The following is a 23,961-nucleotide window of genomic DNA, read 5'->3' as shown; positions in this document are numbered from 1 at the left end:
CCGGGCGGATTAAGATTCCGGACGTGACCGTGCATCCCATCCGCATCGCAGGCGACCCCGTCCTGCACAACCCGACCCGCAAGGTAGAGCAGTTCGACGACGACCTGCGCACGCTCGTGGACGACATGTTCGACACGATGTACGCGGCGGAAGGCGTCGGCCTCGCCGCCAATCAGATCGGCGTTGACCTGCGTCTTTTCGTCTTCGACTGCCCGGACGACGAGGGCGCGCGGCACAAGGGCCTCGTGATCAACCCGATCCTTGAGACGTCCGAGCGCCCGGAGACGATGCCCGATCCGGACGACGACCTCGAGGGCTGCCTTTCCGTACCCGGCGAGAACTTCCCGGCAGGCAGGGCATCCTGGGCGAAGGTCACCGGCGTCGACCTGGACGGCGAGCCGGTCGAGGTCGAGGGCACCGGCTTCTTCGCGCGCTGCCTCCAGCACGAAACCGATCACCTTGACGGCTTGCTCTACCTCGATCGACTGGTCGGCAGGAACCAGCGCGCCGCGAAGAAGATGATCAAGGCGAACCGCTGGGGCGTGCCCGGCCTGAGCTGGAATCCCGCCGAGGGGCGCTACCCGGGCTGACTACGCCCACGGCGAACGCGACAGCACCGACCAGCCCGCTCGATGCACACTGGACATAACGGTGTAATCCGACGGGATGGTGGCCTATGTCCGACGTCGGTCAGGACGCTCTTGACGCCTACTCGCGCGTGGTCAGCTCGGTCGCCAAGGCGGTGACGCCGCAGGTCGCGAGCGTCACGCTACGACGCGGGAACGGCTCAGCGGTGGTCTTCGACGACACCCATCTACTCACCAACGCCCACGTCGTCGGCGCCCATGACAGCGGCACCGTCACTTTCGCGGACGGCACCGAGGCATCCTTTCGCGTGATCGGTGCCGACCCGCTGTCCGACCTCGCCGTGCTCGGCACCGATAGTCACGCCCACGAGCCCGCGCGACTCGGCAACGCCGACGACCTGGTCGTCGGGCAACTGGTGGTGGCGGTCGGCAGCCCGCTCGGCCTGTCCGGTTCCGTCACCGCTGGCGTGGTCAGCGCACTCGGCCGGTCGCTGCCGGTGCGTCAGGGCAAGGCGAGTCGCGTGATCGAGGACGTCATCCAGACGGACGCCGCACTCAATCCGGGTAACTCCGGTGGCGCGCTCGCGGATGCCACCGGCCGCGTGGTCGGCATCAGCACCGCGCTGGCTGGGGTTGGGCTCGGGCTCGCCGTCCCGATCAACCCCACCACCCGCCGCATCATCGACACCCTGCTGGTGGAAGGCCACGTGCGGCGTGCCTACCTCGGCATCGTCGGTGTCCCGGCACCACTGCCAGACGACGTCGCCGACCGCACAGGACAGCGGACGGGGCTGCGTATCGTCGAGGTCGTCCGCTCGGGTCCCGCCGACCGCGCCGACCTCCATAAGGGTGATCTGATCCTCACCGTGGCGAGAGAACGGGTCGCCGACGCGCAGGGCATTCAGCGGCAGCTGTTCGGCGAGGTCATCGGTACGCCACTCGCGATAACAGTGCTACGCAACGGCGCGATGGTCGACGTCTTCGCGACACCCACGGAACTGCCCGTCGGTTGAGTGCCGCCCTTGAACCACCACCGGCGGCATGGCAGGGTCGAAGAGACAACCACACAACGCGGGAGCTCGCGCCATGGCGGGCTGAGAGGGCGGCTGGCCTCGAGCACAGCGCCGCCGACCGCATGAACCTGACCGGGTAATGCCGGCGTAGGGAGGAAAGTCGCGTGACTACTCTTGACGAGTCCACCCAGCTCGACGGCGTCCAGCCGACCATCACCACCGGGCCTATCACCGGATCCCGCAAGCACTACATCACCACCGATCGCGGGCTGCGCGTGCCGGTGCGGCGGATCGAGCTGACCAACGGTGAGCACTTCGACGTCTACGACACCTCTGGTCCATACACCGATTCCGAAGCGGACATCGACGTCCATCAAGGCCTGCAGCCGATGCGTAAGCCGTGGATCGATGGCCGCGAGCACAACACCCAGATGGGGTACGCCAAGGCTGGGATCATCACCGAGGAGATGGAGTTCATCGCCGCGCGCGAGCGGATGAGCCCCGAGTTCGTGCGCGACGAGGTCGCCAGGGGCCGCGCGGTGATTCCGGTCAACCGCAACCACCCCGAGTCCGAACCCGCCATCATCGGCAAGAACTTCCTGGTGAAGGTCAACGCCAACATGGGCAACTCGGCCGTCTGGTCCTCTGTGGAGGAAGAGGTCGAGAAGATGGTGTGGGCCACCCGCTGGGGCTCAGACACGATCATGGACCTCTCGACGGGCAAGCGGATCCACGAGACGCGCGAGTGGATCATCCGCAACTCGCCGGTCCCGGTCGGCACGGTGCCGATCTACCAGGCGCTCGAAAAGGTCAACGGCGAGCCGGAGAAACTGACCTGGGAGCTGTACCGGGACACCATCATCGAGCAGTGCGAGCAGGGCGTCGACTACATGACGGTGCACGCGGGCGTGCTGCTGCGCTACATCCCGCTCACCGCACAGCGCGTCACCGGCATCGTCTCGCGCGGCGGATCGATCATGGCGGCGTGGTGCCTGCACCACCACAAGGAGTCGTTCCTCTACACCCACTTCTCCGAGCTGTGCGAGATCCTGCGCGCCTACGACGTCACGTTCTCGCTGGGTGACGGTCTGCGGCCCGGCTCGATCGCCGACGCCAACGACCGCGCGCAGTTCGCCGAACTGGAGACGCTTGGCGAGCTGACCCACATCGCGCGCGAGCACGACGTGCAGGTGATGATCGAGGGCCCCGGCCACGTGCCGATGCACAAGATCAAGGTGAACGTGGAGAAGGAAGAGGAGCTGTGTGGCGAGGCGCCGTTCTACACCCTCGGCCCGCTCGCCACCGACATCGCTCCCGCGTACGACCACATCACCTCGGCCATCGGCGCGGCGCAGATCGGCTGGTATGGCACCGCGATGCTGTGCTACGTCACGCCGAAGGAGCACCTCGGCCTACCGAACCGGGACGACGTCAAGACCGGCGTGATCTCGTACAAGATCGCCGCTCACTCCGCTGACCTGGCCAAGGGGCATCCGCACGCGCACGAGTGGGACGACGAGCTGTCCAAGGCGCGATTCGAGTTCCGCTGGGACGACCAGTTCAACCTCGCGCTGGACCCGGACACCGCACGGGCGTATCACGACGAGACGCTGCCAGCCGAGCCAGCCAAGACGGCGCACTTCTGCTCGATGTGCGGGCCGAAGTTCTGCTCGATGCGAATCACGCAGGACATTCGGGACTACGCCGCCGAGCATGGACTGGAAACGGTCGAGGCGATCGAAGCGGGCATGCAGGAGAAGTCCAAGGAGTTCGCCGAGCACGGGAACAAGGTGTATCTCCCGATGGCTGACGGCGCTGAGTCGTGAGTGGCAATCGGAGTTAGAACACGGATGAGCACTCACGACTCGCCGCGAGCAGCTCCGCCGAAGGCCCTCACCATCGCCGGGTCGGACTCCGGCGGTGGTGCGGGCCTGCAGGCTGACCTGCGGACGTTCTTCGCCAACGGTGTCCACGGCATGACCGCGGTGACCGCCGTGACGGTGCAGAACTCCGTCGGCGTGTCGGATGTGGCCGAGATTCCGCCGTCGGTGGTCGCCGCCCAGATCAGGGCGGTGGCCACCGACATCGGCGTCGACGCCGCCAAGACCGGCATGCTCGCCACCACGGAGATCATCATGGCGATCGTGGCGGCCTGCGACGAGGTCGGCATCGGCGCATCCGGCACGACGCCGCTGGTCGTGGACCCGGTGGCGGCGTCCATGCACGGCGACCAACTCCTGCGCGATGAAGCACTGGAGGCCTACCGCACGGAGCTGCTGCCACGGGCCACGCTGGTGACACCGAACCTGGACGAGGTGCGGCTGCTGGTCGGCATCGACGTCACCAACGTGGACGAGCAGCGCCAGGCGGCGAAGGAGTTGCACGCGCTCGGCGCACAATGGGTGCTGGTCAAGGGCGGGCACATGCACCACGACCCGACGTGCACCGACCTGCTCTACGACGGAAGCGACTTCACCGAGCTGACCGGCCCCCGGTTCGACACCAAGCACACCCACGGCGGAGGCGACACGCTCGCGGCGTCGATCACGGCGGCACTGGCGAAGGGCGCGAGCATGCCCGACGCCGTCGCGCACGGCAAGCGGTTCATCGAGCGCAGCGTCGAGGCGTCCTATCCACTCGGTGCGGGCGTCGGGCCGGTGTCGCCGCTGTGGGTGCTAGACGACTGACGCACTGGCCGCACGCCGTGGATCTTGAGGCGTTGTGGTCGTTATGGAGACCACAACGCCTCTAGATCCATTCGGGCTCGACGTCTCGATTCGCGATGGTGCAACTCGCGCCGAACAAGGTGAGACTCGCGCGAAATACGGTGAGACTCGCGCGAAAGGCGCCGGTGGCCACCTCAGCGCGGCGGGCTGGACGCCTGCGCCCAGAACCGCTGCGGAATCCGGCCTGCCAGTCGCGCAAGACGCCCGGCATCGACGGCGTTGCGCATCGCTGTTGCCATCCGTTCCGGGTCCTCCGCACGGGTCACCGCCGTGGACAGCAGCACGGCGTCGCAGCCGAGCTCCATCGCCAGCGCCGCGTCGGACGCCGTGCCGATCCCGGCGTCAAGCACGATCGGCACCCCGGCGCGCGCGGTGATCAACTCGATGTTGTGCGGGTTGCGAATGCCAAGCCCAGTGCCGATCGGCGCGCCGAGCGGCATCACCGCCGCACAGCCCGCCTCCTCCAGCCGCAACGCGAGGACAGGGTCGTCGTTGGTGTAGGCCAGCACGGTGAAGCCATCGGCGACCAGCTGCTCGGCGGCGTCCAGCGTCTCGAACGGTTCTGGCAGCAGCGTGCGGTCGTCGGCGTGCACCTCGAGCTTGATCCAGTCGGTGTCCAACGCCTCCCGTGCCAGCCGCGCCGTCAGCACCGCCTCGGCGGCGCTGCGGCAGCCAGCTGTGTTGGGCAGCAGGCTGATGCCGAGCCGTCGCAGCAGGTCGAGCACGCCAGAGCCACCCTCAAGATCGGCCCTGCGCATCGCGACCGTCGTCAGCTCGGTGCCGGACTCGACGAGCGCGCGTTCCAGTACCGCGAGGTTGCTCGCGCCGCCGGTACCGATGATCAGCCGCGAGTCCAGTTTCTGCCCGCCGATGACGAGCGGATCGTCCGAAGTCACCTGTTCAGCCTCCCTGCACCGCGGTGAGGATCTCGACCTTCGCGCCGTCGGTGAGGACGACGTCCTGCCACTCGCTCCTGGTCACGACCGTGCCATCGACGGCGACCGCGACGCCACGCTGCGCCGTGCCGAGCTGCTCAAGCAGCTGCGCCAGCGTCGTGCCGTCCGCGAACTCGCGTTCCTCGCCGTTGACCTCGACGTCCATCACACTTGTTCTCGCTTTCTGTCACGTGCCGGGTGCGCTGCGGCGACCTCGTCCGGCAGCCGGTCACCCGCCAGGATGCCGAGCACCGCGTCCGCCGTGACCGGCGCGTGCAGCAGACCGTTGCGATAGTGGCCAGTCGCGACGATCACGCCGTCCGAGAGCATGCCGATCAGCGGCAAATTGTCCATACTCGCCGACCGCAAGCCCGCCGTGATCTCGGTCAGCTCGTACTCGCTCACGCTCGGGTACACCTGTTCGGCGTAGTCCAGCAGCTCCCGCACGCCGCCCGCCTTGACGGTCTCGTCGTAGCCGCTCTCGTACTGCGTCGCGCCGACGACCAGCTCGCCGTCCGCGCGCGGCACCAGATACAACGGCCTGCCCTCGACGATCGCACGCACCGTGACATCCGGCGGCGGCAGACAGCCACGGCGCGGACGCAGCCGCACGATCTCGCCCTTGAGCGGCCGGACGGACTCCCGCAGTTCGAGATGCAGCAACGAACTCCGGGCACCCGCGGCGAGCACGACCGCGTCAGCCCCGTACGCGCCGGAGTCGGTGACGACCGTGGCCCGTCCGACCTCTCGCGCGAGCTCCCGAACGAACTCGACGCCATGACGGCGGCAGCCAGCCTGCAACGCGTCCAGCAGTTGGCGGTTGTCCACGGCGAGGTCACCAGGGACGACGATCCCCGATCGCAGCGCGGAGGCCAGACCGGGCACCAACGACCGCAGCCGACGTCCGCTCGCCATCTCGACGGTGCGGCCGATCCGATTGAGGTAGTCGGCGAGGATGGCGATCTGGTCGGCGTCAGCGGCGTCCCTGCCAGCGACGACGGTGCCTGCCTCCGATAAGCCGGGGTCGAAGGCGTCGGCGGCCAGCTCGCGGGCGAACTCCGGCCAGCGGCGCAACGACCGCTCGCCGAGCTTGAGCACGGCTTCCTCGCCCGGCCATGCTTCGGTCACCGGTGCCAGCATCCCGCCAGCGACCCAGGACGCGCCCCGTCCCGGTTCCGGATCGACGACCGTCACGTGGTGCCCCGCCGACGCGGCCCGCCAGGCAACGGCGAGTCCGATCACGCCAGCACCGACGACGATCACCTGCTGCGACATCACACGAATCACGCTCCCTGCGCCGGCATAACCCGGATCAGGTTCCACGGTCGGAGCTGCATGCTCCCTCTCAGCCGCTGCAGCGGCTCCCGTGCGGACACTGTCCACCGTAGCGCGAGACACCGACGGATTCCACCAAGCACACGTCACGGTAGCGTTCGAGGCATGCCTCAGCTTGACGGCGACACGATCCGGCGGCGGCTGGCCGACGCGCGGCTGTACCTGTGCACCGATGCCCGCAGCGAGCGCGGCGATCTGGCCGAGTTCGCCGACGCCGCCCTGGCTGGCGGTGTCGACATCATCCAGCTCCGCGACAAGACGGACGGCGTCCCCCTGGAAGCCGCGCAGGAGATCGCGGCGCTCGAGACGCTGGCCGAGGCGTGCGAGCGGCACGACAAGCTGCTCGCCGTGAACGACAGGGCCGACATCGCGCTCAGCCTCGACGCCGACGTCCTGCACCTCGGCCAGGACGACATCCCGGTCTCGCTCGCGCGGCGCATACTCGGCGACGACGTCGTGATTGGACGGTCCACGCACTCGGCCAAGCAGGCAACGGCCGCCGCCGCCGAACCGGGCGTCGACTACTTCTGCACTGGGCCGTGCTGGCCGACGCCGACCAAGCCAGGCAGGTCCGCGCCGGGGTTGGACCTGGTCCGTGCGACGGCCGATGCCATGCCAGAGCGGCCGTGGTTCGCCATCGGGGGTATCGACGAGCAGCGGCTGCCAGATGTCCTCGCGGCTGGCGCGCGCCGGGTCGTCGTCGTCAGGGCGATCACCGCCGCCGAGGACCCGCGTGCGGCGGCGGAGCGGCTGTCAGGGGGCCTGGCATCCTGGACGTCGTGACCCGCGTGAGCATCGAGCACGTTCAGGACGCCGCGACGCGCATCGCCGCCGTCGCGCTGCGAACGCCGCTGCTGGAACAGCCGTGGTCCACCGAACGGCCGCTGTGGCTCAAGCCGGAGAACCTGCAGCACATCGGGGCGTTCAAGATCAGGGGCGCCTACAACGCCATCGCCGTCCTCGACGACGCGCGGCGGGCGAACGGCGTCGTCGCGTACTCCAGCGGTAACCACGCTAACGCCGTCGCGTTCGCCGCGAAGACGTTCGGCATCCCCGCGGTGATCGTCATGCAGGACTCGACACCAAGGGTGAAGGTCGAGGCGACGGCGGCGCACGGCGCGGAGATCATCGAGGTGCCGATGGCCGAGCGCGAGCGCGTCGCCAAGGATGTCGCGGAGCAGCGCGGCATGGCGTTGATCCCGCCGTTCGACCACCCCGATGTGATCGCGGGCCAGGGCACCATAGGCCTCGAGATCGTCGAGGACCTGCCGGACGTCGATGTCGTGCTGGTGCCGGTGGCGGGTGGCGGACTCGCGTCCGGGGTCGGGGTCGCCGTCAAGGCGCTACGGCCAGCGGCGAAAGTGATCGCCGTCGAGCCGGAACTCGCCGCGGACACGGCGGAGGGTCTGCGCGCGGGGCACCAGGTGCATTGGACACCGGAGCGGCGTGCCCGCACCATCGCGGACGGCCTGCGCACGGAGCCGTCCGCGCTGACGTTCGCACATCTGCGAGATGTCATCGATGCCGCGGTAGCCGTGAGCGAGGGCGAGATCCGCGCGACCATGCGAACCCTCGCCACCCAGGCGCGGCTGGTGGCCGAACCGAGCGGGGCTGTCGCCTGCGCCGCCGCCGTGTACCGCGGCGCCGAACTGCCGCCCGGTCGCACCGTGGCCGTCGTGACCGGCGGCAACGTCGACCCGGCGCTGCTCGCCGATGTGCTGCGAAGCTAGTCCTGCGCGCGGGCGAGACCTCGCTCCCTCGGGTGCCGCAGACCGGGGTGGTCGCTGGGCAGCACGCGGTGTAACACCCAACCGCTGACCGCGATCGTCAGCGCGACGAGCGGCCAGGTCAGCACGGTGCGGGCGATGCCGAGCGCGACGACCTGCCCGCTCCACCACAGCAGCCCGAACACCACGACCCGCACGGTGTACTGCCCAAACACCCACACCCAACTCGCCAGCGAGTAGGCGCGCAGCAACTCTGGATCGCGTCGCCAGCGCGTCTTCTGGCCGAGCAGTGTTCCCACGACGACGCCGAGCAACGGCCAGCGCAGCAGGATGCTCAACGCCCACACCAGCGCGCTGACCAGGTTGCTGAACAGCTGCAACAGGAAGAAGTCCTCCGCCCTGCCCGTTTGCAGCGCGATGTAAGCGGCGAGCACGACGGCGGCGAGGCTGAGCACGACCGCACTGACCCGCTTGCCGCGCGCCAGTCGTTCCACCGCGACGAGCGCCCCGACCGTGATGGCGGCGAACGCGCCCCAGCCGATCGAACGATCGGCGATCAACCAGCCGACGACGAAAGCCAGCGGCGGCAGGCTGGCATCGATGGCGCCGCGCCTGCCACCGAGCAATGTCCCCAGTGATTCCCGCCCGGCAGCAGACGTCTGATCTGGGGTCGGTCGCTCAGTCACGCCCCTAGCGTGCCTGACCACGCCCCGTCGCGGTAGCGCACCCCGGCGCCGGAACACAATGGGAAATGTGACGGAACCGTTTTCGCCACATCGAACGTCAGATCGGCACAGGTCAGGACGCCATTCGCTATCGGAAAGCAACGATGTGGCGACGGTTGCGCCAACCAACGGTGGCGTAGGTGCCGCCTGACCAGGCATTCTCTCATCATTGGACGCCCGTGGTTCTGTGCATATGCCCTACCGCGTGGCGAAGGGGACATACAGGCGCTGGGGAGACCATCCGTGGGGCGCGGCAGAAGGGAGACGCGGGTATGCCTGAGTACGACAGCTTCATCGCTCTCGGCGACAGCTTCACCGAAGGAATGAACGACGAACTACCCGACGGTTCCTTTCTCGGCTGGGCCGACCGGCTCGCCGTCATGCTCGCGGAAGGTAATCCGAACTTCGCCTACGCCAACACGGCGGTGCGAGGCAAGACGTTGCAGGAGATCATCGACGAGCAGCTGCCGCTGGCTCTCGAGGTGCGACCTGACTTGGTCGGCGTCTGCGCAGGCGGCAACGACATCCTCGTGCCAGGCGCGGACGTCGACGACGTCGCCGCTCGGTTCGACGACATGGTCCGGAAGCTGACCGAGGCTGGCATCGACGTCGTGGTCTTCACCGGGCCCGACACACGCGAGGTGTCGGTGGTCAGCCGGATCCGGCACAAGGTCGCGCTCTACAACGCGCACCTGCACGCGACAGTGGCGCGCTACAACGCACGGGTGGTGGACCTCTGGGCGATGGACGTACTGCGGGACCCGCGTGCGTTCAGCGACGACCGGCTGCACTTCAGCTCGGAGGCCCACCGCAGGATCGCGCTGCGCACGGCGGAGGTGCTGGGGATCGAGACGCAGGCCGACTGGCGGGAGCCGTGGCCAGAGGTCGAGCAGCCGAACTGGCTGACGATGCGGCGTTCGGACATCGAATGGACGAAGACGCACCTGCTGCCGTGGATCGGCAGGCTGCTGCGGGGCGAGTCCATGGGCGACGGGATGCGACCAAAGCGGCCGAACCTGGAACCGTTCGTGCCGAACAGCCGCTACAGCGGTAGGACGTCGCCCAACGGCACCGGGGCGATGGTGATCACGCGAGAGTAGGTGCGCGGCGGGGGCGCCGAACCGTGGCCAAGCGACGCCACTGGCAACGGATTTCCAGAAATTTTGCGGCGACTGGAACCAAACGCCCTCGGATTACCTCTTAGTAGATGTACGGACAGTGCGAACCACCGCATGAGTCCGGCGGCCCTGCGGAAGAGGGGAGTCGCAGGGCAGCATGACCGGGCTGGCGGTCGCGCTGTCCGTACCCGCCGGTCGGCACGCTTGGGGGACGTGCCGACCGGCTTTCCGTCGTTCGGACCGGGACTACCGCCGGACCGGCGTGAAGTCGCGCGAGGCGATGAACTCCGGACGCCGCGAGCCCGCGGCGAACGGCTCCTCGAGGGCGTTCTCCACGCTGTTGAACACCAGGAAGATGTTCGACCTCGGATACGGCGTGATGTTGTTGCCCGATCCGTGCATGATGTTCGAGTCGAACCACAGCGCGCCGCCTGCCGGACCGGTGAACTGGTCGATGCCGTGCTCGGCGGCGAGCTTGGTGACGTCGGTCTTGGTCGGGACGCCGATCTCCTGCTCCTTCAGCGACGACTTGTAGTGGTCGTCCGGCGTCTCGCCGACACACTGCACGAAGGTGCGCTGCGAACCGGGCATGATCATCAGCCCGCCGTTGAACGGGTAGTTGTCGGTGAGCGCGATAGAGCAACTCACGGCCCTCGGCCTCGGCATGCCGTCCTCGGCGTGCCAGGTCTCGAAGTCCGAGTGCCAGTAGAACCCGTTTCCCTTGAACCCGGGCATATAGTTCACGCGGCTCTGGTGAATGTAGACGTCCGAACCAAGGATCTGGCGGGCCCGGTCCAGCACCCTCGGGTCCCGCACCAGCTCGGCGACCATGTCGCTGAGCTGGTGCACGTCGAAGATGGAACGCACCTCGCCGGAGGCTTTCTCGGTTATCACACGCTCATCGGCCTTCAGCGTCTCATCGCTCGAAAGCCGGTTCAGCTCCTGCCAATAGCCCTGCACCTCCGCTGGGGAGAGCAGACCCTCCACGATGGAGTAGCCGTTGGCGTCATGGGCCCGCAGCTCTGCCGCGCCCATAGGACCATCACTGTCGGATCCCCAGACCACAGGGTCTTCCCGTTCAATCAGCTCCGGCTCGGTGGTGATTCGCGTCGGATAGCTGTCCTGGATTCGGGTATCCGTGAGCGTCATGCTCGCCTCCTCCTCGGTTTAGTTATCTGTTCGAATCGCGTTCCTATTCGTAGGGACCAACGCGCCTAACCGCCCTTCCGAATGGACGGGCGGTTAGCGGTTTTCACATGTGTGCTTTTACATTTCGACGGCGCCAGAATCGGCCGTCGACGTCTACAAGTCCAGTCTACTCGTCTTCAATGACCAGTGGGTACACGCCGTGCTCGTCGTGCACTTCCCTGCCCGTGATGGGTGGATTGAAGACGCAGACCGCCTTAATGTCTGTCGTCGGCCTGAGCTGGTGCTTATCGTGCTCGTTGAGCAAGTACATCGAGCCCGGCCTCAGTTGGTGGGTTTCCCCAGTAGCCGTGTTCGTAATCTCGCCCTCACCCTCGACGATGAAAACCGCCTCGTAGTGGTTGGCATACCAGAAGTCGTTCACGGTGCCCGCGTACACCGTCGTCTCGTGCACCGAGAAACCGACCTTGTCCTTGGAAAGGACGATCCGCTTACTACGCCAGTTCGGCGTCTTGATGTCGGCGTCGGTGTCGGCAATGTCGTCAAGGGTTCGGACGATCAAACTTCTCTCCTAGCTCGCTATCTCGTTGTCAGGACGTCGTTACCGGAGTACGGCCGCGACGGACTCGCGAATGATCTCGGTGCCCTGCTCGACTTCGGCGTCGGTGAGGGTCAGCGGCGGCAGCAGCTTGGCCACCTCGCCGTCGGGACCGGAGGTCTCCATCAGCAGCCCACGCTCGAACGCGGCGGCGCACACCTTGCCAGCGGTGTCACCGTCGGCGAACTCGATCCCGCGCGCGAAACCCTTGCCCTTCGCGGTCAGCGATGCGTCCGGGTGCGCTTCGACGATCTCGGTCAGGGCGCTGCCAAGCCGCTCGCCCTTGGCCCGCACCGACTTCTCGAGCGTGTCATCCGACCAGAAGTTGCGCAACGCCTCCGTTCCCGTGACGAACGCGGGGCTGATGCCGCGGAACGTGCCGTTGTGCTCACCGGGCTCCCAGACGTCGAGGTCGGGGCGGATCAGCGTCAGCGCCATCGGGATGCCGTAGCCGCTGATGGACTTCGACAGGCACACGATGTCTGGCTTGATCCCAGCGTCCTCGAAGCTGAAGAACGGACCTGTCCGGCCGCAACCCATCTGGACGTCGTCGACGATCAGCAGGATGTCGTGCTTCTTGCACAGATCGGAGAGCGCGCGCAGCCACTCGACGCGGGCAGCGTTGATGCCGCCCTCGCCCTGCACCGTCTCCACGATGATGGCGGCTGGCTCGTTCAGGCCACTGCCCGAGTCCTCGAGCAGCCGCTCAAGGTAGAAGAAGTCGGGGTAGTCACCGTCGAAGTAGCGGTCGAACGGCATCGGTGTGGCGTGCACCAGCGGAATACCCGCGCCGCCACGCTTCATCGAGTTACCGGTCACCGACAACGCGCCCAGCGTCATGCCGTGGAACGCGTTGGTGAAGTTGATGACCGCTTCCTTGCCGGTGATCTTGCGGGCCAGCTTCAGCGCGGCCTCGACGGCGTTCGCGCCACCGGGACCGGGGAAGACCACCTTGTACTCAAGGTCACGCGGCTTCAGCAGCACCTCGTCGATCGCTTCGAGGAAGTTCCGCTTGGCGACGGTGTACATGTCGAGCGCATGGGTGACGCCGTCGTCCTGGATGTAGTCGATCAGGGCCTTCTTGAGCAGCGGGTGGTTGTGCCCGTAGTTCAGGGCCCCGGCGCCGGCGAAGTAGTCGAGGTAGGGTTTGCCGTCCTCGGAGTACAGCCAGCTCCCCTGCGCCCGATGGAACACGACCGGCCAGCCGCGGCTGTAGCTGCGGACTTGCGATTCGAGCGCTTCAAAAATACTCACGTTTGCTCCGTCCGGCCCTCGCGATGGACGCGCGGCCGTTTCTCTCGGTTATGTCGTACTTCTTCTCACGTCTGTTCGTGCACGTTCGTGACTACGGCACGTACCGCCTCCGGTGGCGTGACGAGCGGGCCGATCCGGAACAGATCCTCCCGCTCGTGCTCGTCGGGAAAGTCGGAGACCGCGAACAACTCGCTGCGGTCCAGCTCAGCGTCCCAGCGAGTGGCGAACGAACTGAACAGCGCGATGGATGCCTCGTTGTCCGGAGTGATGGTCGTTTCCAGGTACCGCACGCCCTCGTTCAACAGCGACGCGTACATCGCGTCGAGCATACGACCGGCGAGGCCCTTCCCGCGCTGCGATGCGTCAACGGCGACCTGCCACACGACAGCGGCGTCGGGTGCGTCCGGTTTCCGGTAACCCATCACGAATCCGACGGGGTCCCCGTCACACCGGGCGACAACCGACGAGTTCGCGAAATCCTGGCACCACATCAGGTACGCATAAGAGGAATTCAAGTCCAGCTTCTGCGAGTCCCGTGCTATTCGCCAGAACGCGGCACCGTCAGCCTTGGTCGGATGGTCAATCACCACATCGCCGACGGTGACAATGCCACCACCGGTCGCAGAACTCGTTTGCTTTCCCGACATGTCATATCAACTTAACAGAACTCAATATCGAGTCTAGCCGCAGTTGACCAGGCTCACCATGACTACCAGCGATGATGTGCGCGCACGTGTGACAATCCCTACCTTCCCTACCGATCATGTACGCCGTTCTGCTAGTCACGCGCGGTAGCCTTGACGAGGGTGTCGATCGCGGTCATCGGGCCGATGTCGGTGTCGACGACGCGGTCCACCTGCCGCGCGGTCTCGACGTCAAGGGCGTCGAGTTCCGCCCTGATCCGCTGCGCGTCGTAGAGAACGGCGGGGTCAGGCGGGCCGCCGTACCCGTGATCGATGTTGTCCGCGTCGTGGCCAACGAGCAGCAACGTCCCGCCCGGTGCGAGGGCTTTCCTCGCGGCAGCCAGCACGGTCTTCAGCTCCTCCCACGGTAGTTGCAGGTAGGCGATGAGTACCAGGTCGAACGCCTGCACCGGCGGCTGCCAGTTGACGACGTCCGCCTCGATGTAGGTGACGTCGACACCTCTCGACTCGGCGAGTTGCCGCGCCCGGTCGAGACCGACGCGAGAGAAGTCGACGGCGGTGACGTGCCAGCCCTGCTCGGCCAGCCAGACGGCGTTGCGGCCCTGGCCACAGGCGAGGTCGAGCGCCGTGCCCGGCTTGAGGCTCGTCGTCTCGGCGACGACGGTCTGGTTCGGCCGCGCGGTGAACAAGAATTCGCTTGCCGCGAACTTCTCGTCCCAGTCCTCACTCCGCATCCTTCCTGTCTACCGGATGTCGGCGCGCACCGCGCTGTGGTCACCGCAAGTCGCACCTTCGCGGCGTCGCCAATGTCGAACACGGCGTCCTGGGTGTCGGACACGACGTCCTGAATGTCGGACACGACGTCGGGCCGCGTGGGAGCCACCGCATTGTCGGTGCCGGGCGTTAGCGTCTGGACTCGTGGCGAAGAAGAGCGCGAACTACCAGTGCACCGAGTGCGGCTACGAGGTCGCGAAGTGGGTCGGCCGCTGTCCGGAGTGCCAGGCCTGGGGCAGCGTCGAGGAGCGCGGCGCGCCCAACCCAGCGCTGGCCAAGGTCGCGGCGGGCGCACCGTCCGCACCGGCCCGTCCGATCGGCGAGGTCGACGTCGAAACCGCCCGTGCGCGCCAGACCGGCGTGCCAGAGCTCGACCGTGTGCTCGGCGGCGGGCTCGTGCCGGGTGCCGTGGTGCTGCTCGCGGGCGAGCCTGGGGTTGGCAAGTCGACGCTGCTCTTGGAGGTCGCGTTCCGCTGGGCTGCCCGAGACGGGAGCTTCGGTCCGTCGCTCTACATCACCGGCGAGGAGTCGGCCGGTCAGGTACGGCTGCGCGCCGAACGCACCGACTCGGTGCACGACCAGATGTACCTTGCGGCGGAGAGCGACTTGTCCGCGGTGCTCGGCCACATCGACGCGGTCGACCCTGGCGTGCTCATCGTCGACTCGGTGCAGACGATGGCCTCCCCCAAAGCGGAGGGCACTCCCGGCGGAGTCACGCAGGTCAAGGCGGTCACGGCGGCGTTGGTCGCGGCGGCGAAGGAGCGGGGGCTGCCGGTGCTGCTCGTCGGGCACGTCACCAAGGAAGGGTCGGTAGCAGGCCCGCGCGTGTTGGAGCATTTGGTCGACGTCGTGCTGCACTTCGAGGGCGACAAGCACTCAACGATGCGCATGTTGCGCGGCGTGAAGAACCGGTTCGGAGCGGCGGACGAGGTCGGCTGCTTCGAACTGCACGACAGCGGCATTTCCGGTGTTCCCGACCCGTCCGGGCTGTTTCTGAACCGCAGAAGGCAGCCGGAGGCGGGTACGGCCATCACCGTCGCGCTCGAAGGCAAACGTCCGCTGCTCGCAGAAGTGCAGTCCCTCATCGCAACGACGTCGGCGCCGATGCCGCGCCGAGCGGCCAGCGGTCTCGACAGTTCCCGCGTGAGCATGGTGCTCGCCGTGGTGGAGAAGCGGCTGAAGATTCGCCTCGGCGAGCGGGACGTCTACACCGCGACGGTTGGCGGTATCAAACTGAGCGAGCCGGCCGCCGACCTCGCGATCGCGCTCGCCATCTCATCCGGCGCTCAGTTCATGCCGCTGTGTCCCAACATGGTCGCGATCGGCGAGATCGGGCTCACCGGGGAGATCCGGCGCGTGTCAGCGATCGGACGACGACTGGCCGAAGCCATGCGGATGGGCTTCACGACAGCACTCGTCCCGCCTGACCCCGGTCCGGTGCCGGACGGTATCTGGGTACGCGAGGTCCCCGACCTCGCTACCGCCTTGCACCTGGCCGACAACCGGAACTACGCGGAACAGGGATAGCAACGGCCAACGAGACGGCGTTCAGGTGCGCCGCACGACGTTCGGAACGCCGAACATGGCGTCCCGAACGTCGGACACACTGTTCGGAGTGCATGACACAGCGTCCTGAGCGTCGGACACGACGGCTACTGGGACAGCAGCGAGGCGCAGCGGATCAGGCCGAGGTGGGAGTACGCCTGCGGATGGTTGCCGAGCGAGCGTTCCGCGATCGGGTCGTACTGTTCCGGCAGCAATCCCGTCGGGCCCGCGGCGTCGACGAGCTGCTCGAACAGCTCCTGCGCCTCGGTGCGACGTCCGGTGAGCAGGTATGCCTCGATCATCCACGCCGCGCACAGGTGGAAGCCACCCTCGCCGCCAGGCAGGCCGTCGTCACGGCGGTAGCGGTACACCGTCGAGCCGCTGCGCAGCTCGCCCTCGATGGCCGTCACCGTGGACTGGAACCGCTCGTCCGCGGGGTCGATCAGCCCGGCTAGCCCAACGAACAGCGAGGCCGCATCCAGGTCGACGCCGTCATAGGCGGTGGTGAACGCCCGCACCTCGTCGTTCCAGCCGTTCTCCAGCACATCGGTGGCGATGCTGTCGCGCAGCGCGGGCCAGTTCGCTGGCATCTCGCGGCCGTGCGTCTGCGCGAGCTTGATCGCGCGGTCGATGGTCACCCAGCACATCACGCGGGAGTACACCCGGTGCCGGGGCACGTGGCGCTCCTCCCAGATGCCGTGGTCGGGCTCGAACCAGCGCCGGTCGACGGCCTCGGCCATCGCGCGCACCATCTGCCAGTCTTCGTCGCGCAGCTCGCCACGCACCTCGGCGAGGTCGACGACCAGCTCGACGACCGGCCCGAAGACGTCGAGCTGCACCTGATGGTTCGCCAGGTTGCCGACGCGCACCGGCCGCGATCCGGAGTAGCCGGGCAGCGAGTCGATCACGGCCTCGGCGCCGATCTGGGTGCCGGACAGCGTGTACAGCGGGTGCAGCCGCTCGGGACCAGCCAGTGTGGTCAGCACCCCGTGCAGCCAGCGCAGATACCCCTCGGCCTCAGCGGTCGAGCCGAGCGCGACCAGCTCCCGTACGGTCATCGCGGCGTCGCGGATCCAGCAGTAGCGGTAGTCCCAGTTGCGGACCCCACCGATCTCCTCGGGCAGCGACGTCGTGGCCGCCGCGAGCACACCACCGGTCTCCTTGTCGACAAGACCACGTAGCGTCAGCGCCGAGCGAGCGACCAGGTCCGGCTCCACCTCGGGCACCTTCAGCGTGGCCGCCCAGTCGCTCCAGTACGCACCGGCCCGCTGCCTGCGCTCCATCTCGGGAAGGTCGTGACTGCCGAGATCCGTGGTACCGCAACGTAGCTCAAGCACGACCGGCTGCTCCGGCGCCGGCTGGACGATGGCCTCCGCGGTGTCGTGCAGGCCATCGGAGGTGATCGTCCAGTCCACACCAGGTGAGCGCAGTACGAACGGCTCCGAGGTACCGAGCAGCCGCAGCCCGTCGTGCTCCTGCAGCAGCCGTACCGGCACGCCGCCGAACTCCGGCCGGGGCGCGAACACGATCGACGCCTCGGCCTCACCGGAGATGACGCGCACCAGGTCGGTGCGGTGCGCCGCCGTGTCCGGCTCCAAATAGTCGGTGACAAGCAGTCGGGACCAGCGCGTCTCAACCGTCATGGTGTTGGGCAGATAGCGCTGGCCGAGTGGGAGGCCGTTGTGATTCGGGCCGATCGAGAAGTGACCAGCGCTCTGACCGCCGAGCAGGTCGGCGAACACGGCGGGCGCATCGGGGCCGGGGTGACACAGCCAGGTCAGCCGCGCGTCCGGCGTCACCAGCGCCACCGCACGTTCGCTCGCCAGCATGGACAGCCGCTCGATCGGCGGCGCCTGCTCGCCGTAGAGCCAGTTGCGCCGCTCCTCGAGCAGGAACGCCAGCACGGTGGCGACCTCGTCCGCGGTGTCGATGCGGTACTGCGCGATGCTCTCGCCCTCGCCGACCTTCACACCGAGGTCCGGCCCAGACAGCCGTGCGAACGCCTTCTCGTCGGTGACGTCGTCGCCGAGGAAGAGCGCGGCGGTCGCGCCGACCTGGTGGCGCAGGATGTCGAGCGCCCTGCCCTTGTCGGTCGGCACGACGGACAGCTCCACGACGGCCTTGCCGTCGGTGACGCTGACGCCGTCCCACTGGCACGGGCCGTCGTGCACGGCATCGACCACGCGCTGCGCGTCGTCCGGTTCCGCGCGGCGCACGTGCACCGCGACGCTGGCGGGCTTGATCTCCAGCGACACCCCAGGCACGCCGTCGACGAGCCGGTCAAGCTCGACTTCGAGCTTGCGGTGCAGCTCGCGCGCGTCCGCGTCGAGTTCGTGCACGAAGCCGATGTCGAACTCCGACCCGTGACTGCCGACGAGGTGCACCTCGGCGGGAAACCGGGACAGCGTGGCGAGATCGCGCAGCGCCCTGCCCGAGATCACTGCGGCCGTCGTCTCGTGCAGCGCGGCGAGCGACCGCATCGCGCCAACCGACTCTGGCAGCGGACGTGCGGTGTCGGGATTCTCCACGATCGGAGCGAGCGTGCCGTCGTAATCGCACGCGACAAGCAACCGTGGGGTGCGTGCGATGTGCACGATGGCGCGGCGCAGGTCCGCGGGTAGTGCCTCGGCGGTCAACGCCCCTCCAACAAAATCGATAAAGTACGAAAGATTATGTCCCAATTTACGACGCGGTGGTCGTCAGGCGCCGAGCGCGTCCAGGAACGAGCGAGCCCACCTGTCGACGTCATGGGTAAGAACCTGACGACGTAGCGCGCGCATCCGGCGACGACCCTCGGCTGGGTCGAGGGTAATAGCCGCGCGCAAGGCGCGTTTCACCCCGTCCAGATCGTGTGGGTTGACCAAGAAAGCGCTGGTCAACTCGGCCGCGGCACCAGCGAATTCCGACAGGACCAGCGAACCCTTCTGATCATGCTTGCACGCCACGTATTCCTTGCACACCAGGTTCATCCCGTCTCGCAACGGCGTGACGACCATGACATCGGACGCGCGGAAAAACGCCGCGAGTTCGGAACGATCGACCGACTGATGCAAATAGTGCACGACCGGGTGGCCTACGGTCGCGAATTCTCCGTTGATGCGGCTGACAATTCGCTCGATATCGCCGCGCATCCGCTGGTAGTGCTCCACCCGCTCCCTGCTCGGCGTCGCCAGTTGCACGAACGCGACGTCCTCAGGCGGAACCATCCCCTCCTGCAGCATCTCGTGCAACGCCTGCAGCCGGAGGTCGATGCCCTTGGTGTAGTCGAGGCGATCCACACCGAGCAACACGGTGTGCGGATTGCCAAGCGACTCGCGGATCTCAGCCGCTCGCTTGCCGACCTCTGGTGTGCGGGCGAGCGCGTCAAGGCCAGCGGAGTCGATGGAAATCGGGAACGCGCCGACCCGCACGGTGCGATCGCCCACCTGCACGTGGCCCGGCCGGGAGCGCACACCGACCGCGCCACGGCTCGGTTCGAGGCTGATCAGCTGTCCTGCCAACCACAGGAAGTTCTGCGCGCCGCCAGGCCGGTGGAAGCCGACAAGGTCCGCCCCGATGAGCCCGCGCACCAGCTCAGCGCGCCACGGCAACTGCATGAACAGCTCGACCGGCGGGAACGGGATGTGCAGGAAGAAGCCGATCCGCAGGTCGGGCCGCAGCTCCCTGAGCATGCTCGGCACCAGCTGCAGCTGGTAGTCCTGCACCCACACCGTCGCGCCCTGCCCCGCGACCTTCGCGCAGGCGTCGGCGAACCGCTGGTTCACCCGCACATAGGCGTCCCACCAGCCCCGGTCGAACACCGGCCGCTGCACGACGTCGTGGTACAGCGGCCACAGCGTCGCGTTCGAGAAGCCCTCGTAGTAGTCACGCACCTCAGCGGAGGACAGCGGAACCGGGTGCAGGATGAGGCCGTCGTCGCTGAACTGGTCCACTTCGACGTCGGGCACACCTGGCCAGCCGATCCACGCGCCCTTGCGGGAGCGCAGGAACGGCTCAAGCGCGGACACCAGCCCTCCGGGGCTCTGCGTCCAGCGCTGCGTGCCGTCCGCGGCGGGTTCGAGATCGACCGGGAGTCGGTTGGCAACGACGAGGAAGTCCGGATCGTTCACGGCTCCGAGCCTACTTGTCCTGGGGGCGGATAGGGGTGCACTCGCGGCAATGGCACTACTCCAACCTGCGCTTCGCCGGCTTCAGTGGTCCGGCCATCCTCGGGCCGACCAGCTTGCGTTCCAGCCTGCCCAGCCTGGTCCGCACCGGCTGCGCGAGGTACTCGCCGAACACGACGCCCGCCGCGAGCGCCAGTCCGATCGCGATGGCCTTCATCAACGTAGTGGCATCAGCGATTGACGTGGCTTTCGACGCGATATCGCTGACCGGGGCGACGGCTAGCTCGTACAGGCCGCGGTACGTGGACAGACCCGGCAGCAGCGGCGTGATCCCGGAGACGGCGACGACCAGCGGCGTCACCCGCAGCCGCCGGGACAGCAGGCCGCCGCTGAACCCGACGAGGGTGGCCGCGATCGCGGTCGCCAGGACGGCGTCGCCGCCACCGAGCCGGATGGCACCGTAAGTGCCGGCTCCCACCATGCCCGCGACGGCCGCCACCAGCAGTGGCCGCACCCGCGAGTAGCTGGCGAGCGCGAAGAAGCCAGCCGTACCCGCACCGGCGAGCATCATGATCGGCAGCCCGACCGCCGTCGGCTCGGGCAACACTGGCAGCGGTGTCCGTTCCACCCAGTCGAGCGAGACCGCGATCTGGAACGCGATCACGACGCCGGTGATCAGCCCGGCACTCATCAGGGCGACTTCCATTGACCGGCCCGCCGCCGTGACGTTGTAGCCGGTGATGGCGTCCTGCACAGCGGAGACCGTGCCAAGCCCGGACAGCAACACCGTGATCGCTGCGGCGGCGACAAGGCTCGGCGACTTGAACGCGCCGATGTCGCTACTGATGGCGGCCATCGTGATCAGCGTGGCGATCAGCCCGCCGACCACCTGCTGGAAGAACATCGGCAGTGCGTACCGGTTGAGCACCCTGCCGACCCGGTTGATCAGCGCGCTGACGAAGAACGCCAGCACGGCGGTCGCCGCGTCACCGTTGATGAAGACGGTGACCGAGGCCGCCATCCCGCCGAGCGCCAGCGTGGCGACCCAGCGCGGGTACGGGTGCGGTGCCGCGTTGATCCTGCGCAGCTCGGCGTAGGCGTCCTCAGCGCTGATATGGCCCCGCGTGATCTTCTTGACCAGCTCCTCGACGGCGGTGAGCCTGCTGTAGTCGAGGCTGCGGCTGCGCACGACGCGCACCGCCGTCACGGGTGCCATCTCGGTGCCTCGGTGGCAGGTCACGGTGATGGAGGTGTAGATGACATCGACCTCGCACTGTGGCAGGCCGAGCGTCGACGTCACGGCGAGGATCGTCGCTGTGACATCGGCGGCGCCCGCGCCGGTCGCCATCTGCACCTCGCCGATCCGCAGCGCGAGTTCGAGCGCGAAGTGGACGGTGGCATCATCTGGCAGCTCCGGCCCCATGGCCATGTCCGCGACAGGGCTCGGCTGCTCGCGCATGGGCGCTTCGAGGATGCCCCAGGCGCGCAGCGGCCCCTTCTTGCCATTCGCCGCGTTGCTGGTGTCGTCCATCGGAGCCTCCGACGGCGCCTCCAGCACCCGCCATGCACGCCTCTTGACGTGCGCGCCGCGCCTGCGCGGGGAGAGCTTCATACTGCCACCTCCTCACTGAATATCCCGCAAGGCATCGGTGCAGGCAGCCTGACTGTTGCAGGGGCCGCTGGTGGGGTTCGTCACAGCCATTCGGGTCGGGGCCCGGAGCCGTGTTATGGCACCTCATGAGCGGCATGACCAGTGCCTTCGAGCAAGTCTGGTGGATGTCGCCGGGGCTGGCTTGATGAGCCCCCTCGGACGGTCTCGTGGGTGCCTCCCCGAGCGTGCCAGGAGGGGGTCCGGCGAGCCCACCGGCATGGCAACATACGATGGTGACGCGCCGGTTTTCCGGCCGTGCCGACATAGCTCAGCTGGTAGAGCAACGGTCTTGTAAACCGTAGGTCAGGGGTTCGAGTCCCCTTGTCGGCTCAGGGTTTGACCTGGGGAAACGCGAGCGTGGAAAGGGCCGACGGCAGCACATCGCATGACGCGTCGACACGAACTGCCGTCCTGGTGATTGCCTCATCAGCGAGGCCCCGAGGAGCGGGGCGCAGGTTCCCGAGTGAAGACGGATACCTCAGCGAGCTAGGTACTATTATGAACGTAGGCTTAAACCCTACGTTGGGAGTATCGGATGGCCCGTTCCGCGGTTGGTGTTCCACCGGAGCTGGCACGGCGTTCGCCGTCGGTGTTTCGTCCGCGCGATCTCGCGGCGATCTACGCGCACCCGCGCGGCGAGATCGCGAGACTCGTACGGGCGGGAGCGATACGTAGGCTGGCCACCGGCTACTACACCCTGGTGCCCCAACATCGGATGGGCGACCACTCCTGGTTGCCGGACCCGCACGCGACCGTGTTGGGGATTGGCCAGGCCGACTATGGAATCGCCGACGTGGCCTTGATGGGCGTGAGCGCAGCCCGCGTGCACGGAGCGATTCCTCGGGAAGTCGCTGTGGCTGTGGCGGCAGTGCCCAAGCAACGACCCGCGCTGACGAGCGACAGGGCACATCTCATGTTCGTCCGCCGGAATGTCTCCCGCCTGGACGTGGAACGGACCACGACGGAGCTTGGCGATGGGTGGGTGACCACGGTGGAGCAAACGCTGCTCGATCTGGCCGCCCGCCCGGAACTCGGTGGCCTCGCGCGTGCCGACATCGATGAAGCCATCCGGGCGCTTATCGCGCGCGCGGAGTGGTCGTGGTTGCAGACGCTGGCAGAGCAGCAACACCGCCCGGCAGCGTTGGACACTGTGCGTGCGCTCGCAGGGAACCAGGATCGTGCTTGACCCGAAGGAGTTAGCAAGCACTGCCTCCGCTTTCGGTGTAGCCGAGGAGCAGGTACGCCGCGACCACCTGATCAGCCACATCCTCGCCGCCCTGGCATCGCTGGATGTACCGGTGGTTTTCTTCGGTGGCACCGCCCTCGCTCGTACCTGGCTGACCGGCCCGGCCAACGGTGGACGGCTTTCCGAAGACATCGACCTCTACACCGACCAACGCCAAGAGATCGCTCAACTACTGACCCGCCAGCTTCCGGTCATGCTGCGACGCGAGTTCCCTGGCTCATCTTGGCAACCATCCCTCGACAGGGTGCGATCAAGCGAGGCCGCGCGTCTCCTTAGTCGCGACGGCATCGAGGTGCGAATCCAACTGCTCAGTACATCCCATCATCGGGAACTGGCTGCATGGCCAACTGATCGCACGACAGTCTCGTTGCGCTACTCGGACGTCGACAACGTCACTCTGTGCGTACCCACCTTGACCGCGTTCGCCGCCATGAAGACCGCAGCATGGATGGACCGCACCACCGCGCGGGATCTCTACGACCTCGCCGCGCTGGCCCCACTCGGCACGCTCAACGAAGAGACCGCAAGCCTGGTCCGACGCATCACCGGCTGGACAGTTGGACCGTACCTATTTCGTTCCCTCCCGAAGTTCGATTGGAACGCCCAACTCGGGCACCAGACGCGCGACCTACCGCCCGCAGCGGACTGCCTCATGCGAGTGCGTGCCTCCTACGCTGACGCGCTCGGATGGAACCACGACTGAGGGCACACCAACACCACCCGCGGACCGTGGCACGGTTCGTGGCACGAAACCGGGATACCCGGCGTGACGCTAGTGACTCCAGAGGCCGCCGAAGTCCAGGAACCGCGCGACGCCACGGCGGGCCAGAC

At 67.4% G+C, this 23,961-nt stretch carries 22 protein-coding genes, 1 tRNA gene and 1 riboswitch; of the genes, 11 read left to right on the top strand and 12 right to left on the bottom strand.

The genetic code is table 11. From position 1 onward, the window contains the following. Positions 1-23: 23 nt before the first annotated feature. The 4 genes from AMYHA_RS05955 to thiD all read left to right on the top strand — a co-directional run bounded on the left by AMYHA_RS05955 (position 24) and on the right by thiD (position 4,287). Positions 24-590, top strand: coding sequence for a peptide deformylase (locus AMYHA_RS05955; protein WP_034268790.1), 567 nt, complete (start codon positions 24-26; stop codon positions 588-590). A gap of 86 nt (positions 591-676) precedes the next feature. Continuing rightward, positions 677-1,600 (top strand): S1C family serine protease, encoded by a 924-nt coding sequence (locus tag AMYHA_RS05950; RefSeq protein WP_034268787.1) that lies wholly within the window; start codon positions 677-679, stop codon positions 1,598-1,600. Positions 1,601-1,764: 164 nt separating this feature from the next. Next, positions 1,765-3,426: a phosphomethylpyrimidine synthase ThiC gene (gene thiC, locus AMYHA_RS05945; RefSeq protein WP_051399586.1), complete on the top strand. Its 1,662-nt coding sequence runs from the start codon at positions 1,765-1,767 to the stop codon at positions 3,424-3,426. A gap of 24 nt (positions 3,427-3,450) precedes the next feature. After that, a complete protein-coding gene (gene thiD / locus AMYHA_RS05940; protein ID WP_051399585.1) occupies positions 3,451-4,287 on the top strand; it encodes a bifunctional hydroxymethylpyrimidine kinase/phosphomethylpyrimidine kinase in 837 nt (278 codons plus the stop codon). Between the two features lie 173 nt (positions 4,288-4,460). On the opposite strand, the gene thiG is transcribed toward thiD, so the two are convergent. From thiG to thiO, 3 genes are all read right to left on the bottom strand, one after another. After that, positions 4,461-5,222 (bottom strand): thiazole synthase, encoded by a 762-nt coding sequence (gene thiG / locus AMYHA_RS05935; RefSeq protein WP_034268784.1) that lies wholly within the window; start codon positions 5,220-5,222, stop codon positions 4,461-4,463. A gap of 4 nt (positions 5,223-5,226) precedes the next feature. Beyond that, positions 5,227-5,427 carry a sulfur carrier protein ThiS gene (thiS, locus tag AMYHA_RS05930; protein WP_034268782.1) on the bottom strand — a complete coding sequence of 67 codons (201 nt, stop codon included), beginning with the start codon at positions 5,425-5,427 and terminating at the stop codon, positions 5,227-5,229. Continuing rightward, complete coding sequence (gene thiO / locus AMYHA_RS05925) at positions 5,427-6,536, bottom strand: glycine oxidase ThiO (RefSeq protein ID WP_196776979.1); 1,110 nt, start codon at positions 6,534-6,536, stop codon at positions 5,427-5,429. Before thiO ends, thiS begins: the two co-directional genes overlap by 1 nt. Next, positions 6,534-6,639, bottom strand: a riboswitch (TPP riboswitch). It overlaps the preceding gene by 3 nt. Positions 6,640-6,701: 62 nt before the next feature. Here thiO and thiE point away from each other — a divergent pair. Beyond that, complete coding sequence (gene thiE / locus AMYHA_RS05920; protein ID WP_034268776.1) at positions 6,702-7,379, top strand: thiamine phosphate synthase; 678 nt, start codon at positions 6,702-6,704, stop codon at positions 7,377-7,379. Next, complete coding sequence (locus tag AMYHA_RS05915) at positions 7,376-8,326, top strand: threonine ammonia-lyase (protein ID WP_034268773.1); 951 nt, start codon at positions 7,376-7,378, stop codon at positions 8,324-8,326. The genes thiE and AMYHA_RS05915 overlap by 4 nt, the downstream gene beginning before the upstream one ends. Here AMYHA_RS05915 and AMYHA_RS05910 read toward each other — a convergent pair. Then, the gene (locus tag AMYHA_RS05910) at positions 8,323-9,009 is read right to left on the bottom strand and encodes a DUF3159 domain-containing protein (protein ID WP_051399584.1); all 687 of its coding nucleotides are present in this window, start codon (positions 9,007-9,009) and stop codon (positions 8,323-8,325) included. The two genes, AMYHA_RS05915 and AMYHA_RS05910, sit on opposite strands and share 4 nt — an antisense overlap. 311 nt (positions 9,010-9,320) lie before the next feature. Between AMYHA_RS05910 and AMYHA_RS05905 the strand changes: the two genes are divergently transcribed. Beyond that, positions 9,321-10,148 (top strand): SGNH/GDSL hydrolase family protein, encoded by an 828-nt coding sequence (locus tag AMYHA_RS05905; RefSeq protein ID WP_084036860.1) that lies wholly within the window; start codon positions 9,321-9,323, stop codon positions 10,146-10,148. A gap of 264 nt (positions 10,149-10,412) precedes the next feature. Here AMYHA_RS05905 and thpD read toward each other — a convergent pair whose 3' ends face one another. From thpD to AMYHA_RS05880, 5 genes are all read right to left on the bottom strand, one after another. After that, positions 10,413-11,315 (bottom strand): ectoine hydroxylase, encoded by a 903-nt coding sequence (gene thpD, locus AMYHA_RS05900; RefSeq protein WP_034268770.1) that lies wholly within the window; start codon positions 11,313-11,315, stop codon positions 10,413-10,415. Positions 11,316-11,481: 166 nt separating this feature from the next. Next, positions 11,482-11,874 carry an ectoine synthase gene (locus tag AMYHA_RS05895; protein ID WP_034268767.1) on the bottom strand — a complete coding sequence of 131 codons (393 nt, stop codon included), beginning with the start codon at positions 11,872-11,874 and terminating at the stop codon, positions 11,482-11,484. Between the two features lie 39 nt (positions 11,875-11,913). After that, complete coding sequence (gene ectB, locus AMYHA_RS05890; RefSeq protein ID WP_034268764.1) at positions 11,914-13,164, bottom strand: diaminobutyrate--2-oxoglutarate transaminase; 1,251 nt, start codon at positions 13,162-13,164, stop codon at positions 11,914-11,916. Between the two features lie 65 nt (positions 13,165-13,229). After that, on the bottom strand, positions 13,230-13,811 hold the full coding sequence (gene ectA / locus AMYHA_RS05885; protein ID WP_051399583.1) for a diaminobutyrate acetyltransferase: 582 nt from the start codon (positions 13,809-13,811) through the stop codon (positions 13,230-13,232). Positions 13,812-13,942: 131 nt separating this feature from the next. Continuing rightward, positions 13,943-14,542 (bottom strand): class I SAM-dependent methyltransferase, encoded by a 600-nt coding sequence (locus AMYHA_RS05880; protein WP_034268761.1) that lies wholly within the window; start codon positions 14,540-14,542, stop codon positions 13,943-13,945. Between the two features lie 184 nt (positions 14,543-14,726). Here AMYHA_RS05880 and radA point away from each other — a divergent pair, with 184 nt between their 5' ends. Next, the gene (radA, locus tag AMYHA_RS05875; RefSeq protein ID WP_034268758.1) at positions 14,727-16,109 is read left to right on the top strand and encodes a DNA repair protein RadA; all 1,383 of its coding nucleotides are present in this window, start codon (positions 14,727-14,729) and stop codon (positions 16,107-16,109) included. A gap of 125 nt (positions 16,110-16,234) precedes the next feature. On the opposite strand, the gene otsB is transcribed toward radA, so the two are convergent. The 3 genes from otsB to AMYHA_RS05860 form a co-directional block, all read right to left on the bottom strand. Then, positions 16,235-18,763, bottom strand: a complete 2,529-nt coding sequence (otsB, locus tag AMYHA_RS05870) for a trehalose-phosphatase (protein WP_034268755.1) — start codon at positions 18,761-18,763, stop codon at positions 16,235-16,237. A gap of 63 nt (positions 18,764-18,826) precedes the next feature. After that, positions 18,827-20,236, bottom strand: coding sequence for an alpha,alpha-trehalose-phosphate synthase (UDP-forming) (locus AMYHA_RS05865; protein ID WP_034268752.1), 1,410 nt, complete (start codon positions 20,234-20,236; stop codon positions 18,827-18,829). A 55-nt stretch (positions 20,237-20,291) separates the two neighbouring features. Further along, a complete protein-coding gene (locus AMYHA_RS05860) occupies positions 20,292-21,845 on the bottom strand; it encodes a threonine/serine exporter family protein (protein ID WP_034268749.1) in 1,554 nt (517 codons plus the stop codon). A gap of 296 nt (positions 21,846-22,141) precedes the next feature. On the opposite strand from AMYHA_RS05860, the gene AMYHA_RS05855 reads away from it, so the two are divergent. The 3 genes from AMYHA_RS05855 to AMYHA_RS05845 all read left to right on the top strand — a co-directional run bounded on the left by AMYHA_RS05855 (position 22,142) and on the right by AMYHA_RS05845 (position 23,833). After that, a tRNA-Thr gene (locus AMYHA_RS05855) sits at positions 22,142-22,214 on the top strand. A 205-nt stretch (positions 22,215-22,419) separates the two neighbouring features. After that, positions 22,420-23,070 (top strand): type IV toxin-antitoxin system AbiEi family antitoxin domain-containing protein, encoded by a 651-nt coding sequence (locus AMYHA_RS05850; RefSeq protein WP_034268746.1) that lies wholly within the window; start codon positions 22,420-22,422, stop codon positions 23,068-23,070. Beyond that, complete coding sequence (locus AMYHA_RS05845; RefSeq protein WP_034268743.1) at positions 23,063-23,833, top strand: nucleotidyl transferase AbiEii/AbiGii toxin family protein; 771 nt, start codon at positions 23,063-23,065, stop codon at positions 23,831-23,833. The genes AMYHA_RS05850 and AMYHA_RS05845 overlap by 8 nt, the downstream gene beginning before the upstream one ends. Positions 23,834-23,961: the final 128 nt, after the last annotated feature.

The organism is Haloechinothrix halophila YIM 93223 (assembly GCF_000504245.1).
In the GTDB taxonomy this organism is placed as follows: Bacteria; Actinomycetota; Actinomycetes; order Mycobacteriales; family Pseudonocardiaceae; genus Haloechinothrix_A; species Haloechinothrix_A halophila.
The sequence above is the reverse complement of the archived record's forward strand: the minus strand, read 5'-3'. Positions and strand labels throughout refer to the sequence as shown.

Excerpts from the sequence above, each read along its gene's own strand:
- AMYHA_RS05950 (WP_034268787.1), top strand. The coding sequence starts at position 677 with ATGTCCGACGTCGGTCAGGACGCTCTTGACGCCTACTCGCGCGTGGTC.
- thiD (WP_051399585.1), top strand. The coding sequence starts at position 3,451 with ATGAGCACTCACGACTCGCCGCGAGCAGCTCCGCCGAAGGCCCTCACC.
- thiS (WP_034268782.1), bottom strand. The coding sequence starts at position 5,427 with ATGGACGTCGAGGTCAACGGCGAGGAACGCGAGTTCGCGGACGGCACG.
- thiO (WP_196776979.1), bottom strand. The coding sequence starts at position 6,536 with ATGTCGCAGCAGGTGATCGTCGTCGGTGCTGGCGTGATCGGACTCGCC.
- thiE (WP_034268776.1), top strand. The coding sequence starts at position 6,702 with ATGCCTCAGCTTGACGGCGACACGATCCGGCGGCGGCTGGCCGACGCG.
- AMYHA_RS05905 (WP_084036860.1), top strand. The coding sequence starts at position 9,321 with ATGCCTGAGTACGACAGCTTCATCGCTCTCGGCGACAGCTTCACCGAA.
- thpD (WP_034268770.1), bottom strand. The coding sequence starts at position 11,315 with ATGACGCTCACGGATACCCGAATCCAGGACAGCTATCCGACGCGAATC.
- ectA (WP_051399583.1), bottom strand. The coding sequence starts at position 13,811 with ATGTCGGGAAAGCAAACGAGTTCTGCGACCGGTGGTGGCATTGTCACC.
- AMYHA_RS05880 (WP_034268761.1), bottom strand. The coding sequence starts at position 14,542 with ATGCGGAGTGAGGACTGGGACGAGAAGTTCGCGGCAAGCGAATTCTTG.
- AMYHA_RS05860 (WP_034268749.1), bottom strand. The coding sequence starts at position 21,845 with ATGAAGCTCTCCCCGCGCAGGCGCGGCGCGCACGTCAAGAGGCGTGCA.
- AMYHA_RS05850 (WP_034268746.1), top strand. The coding sequence starts at position 22,420 with ATGGCCCGTTCCGCGGTTGGTGTTCCACCGGAGCTGGCACGGCGTTCG.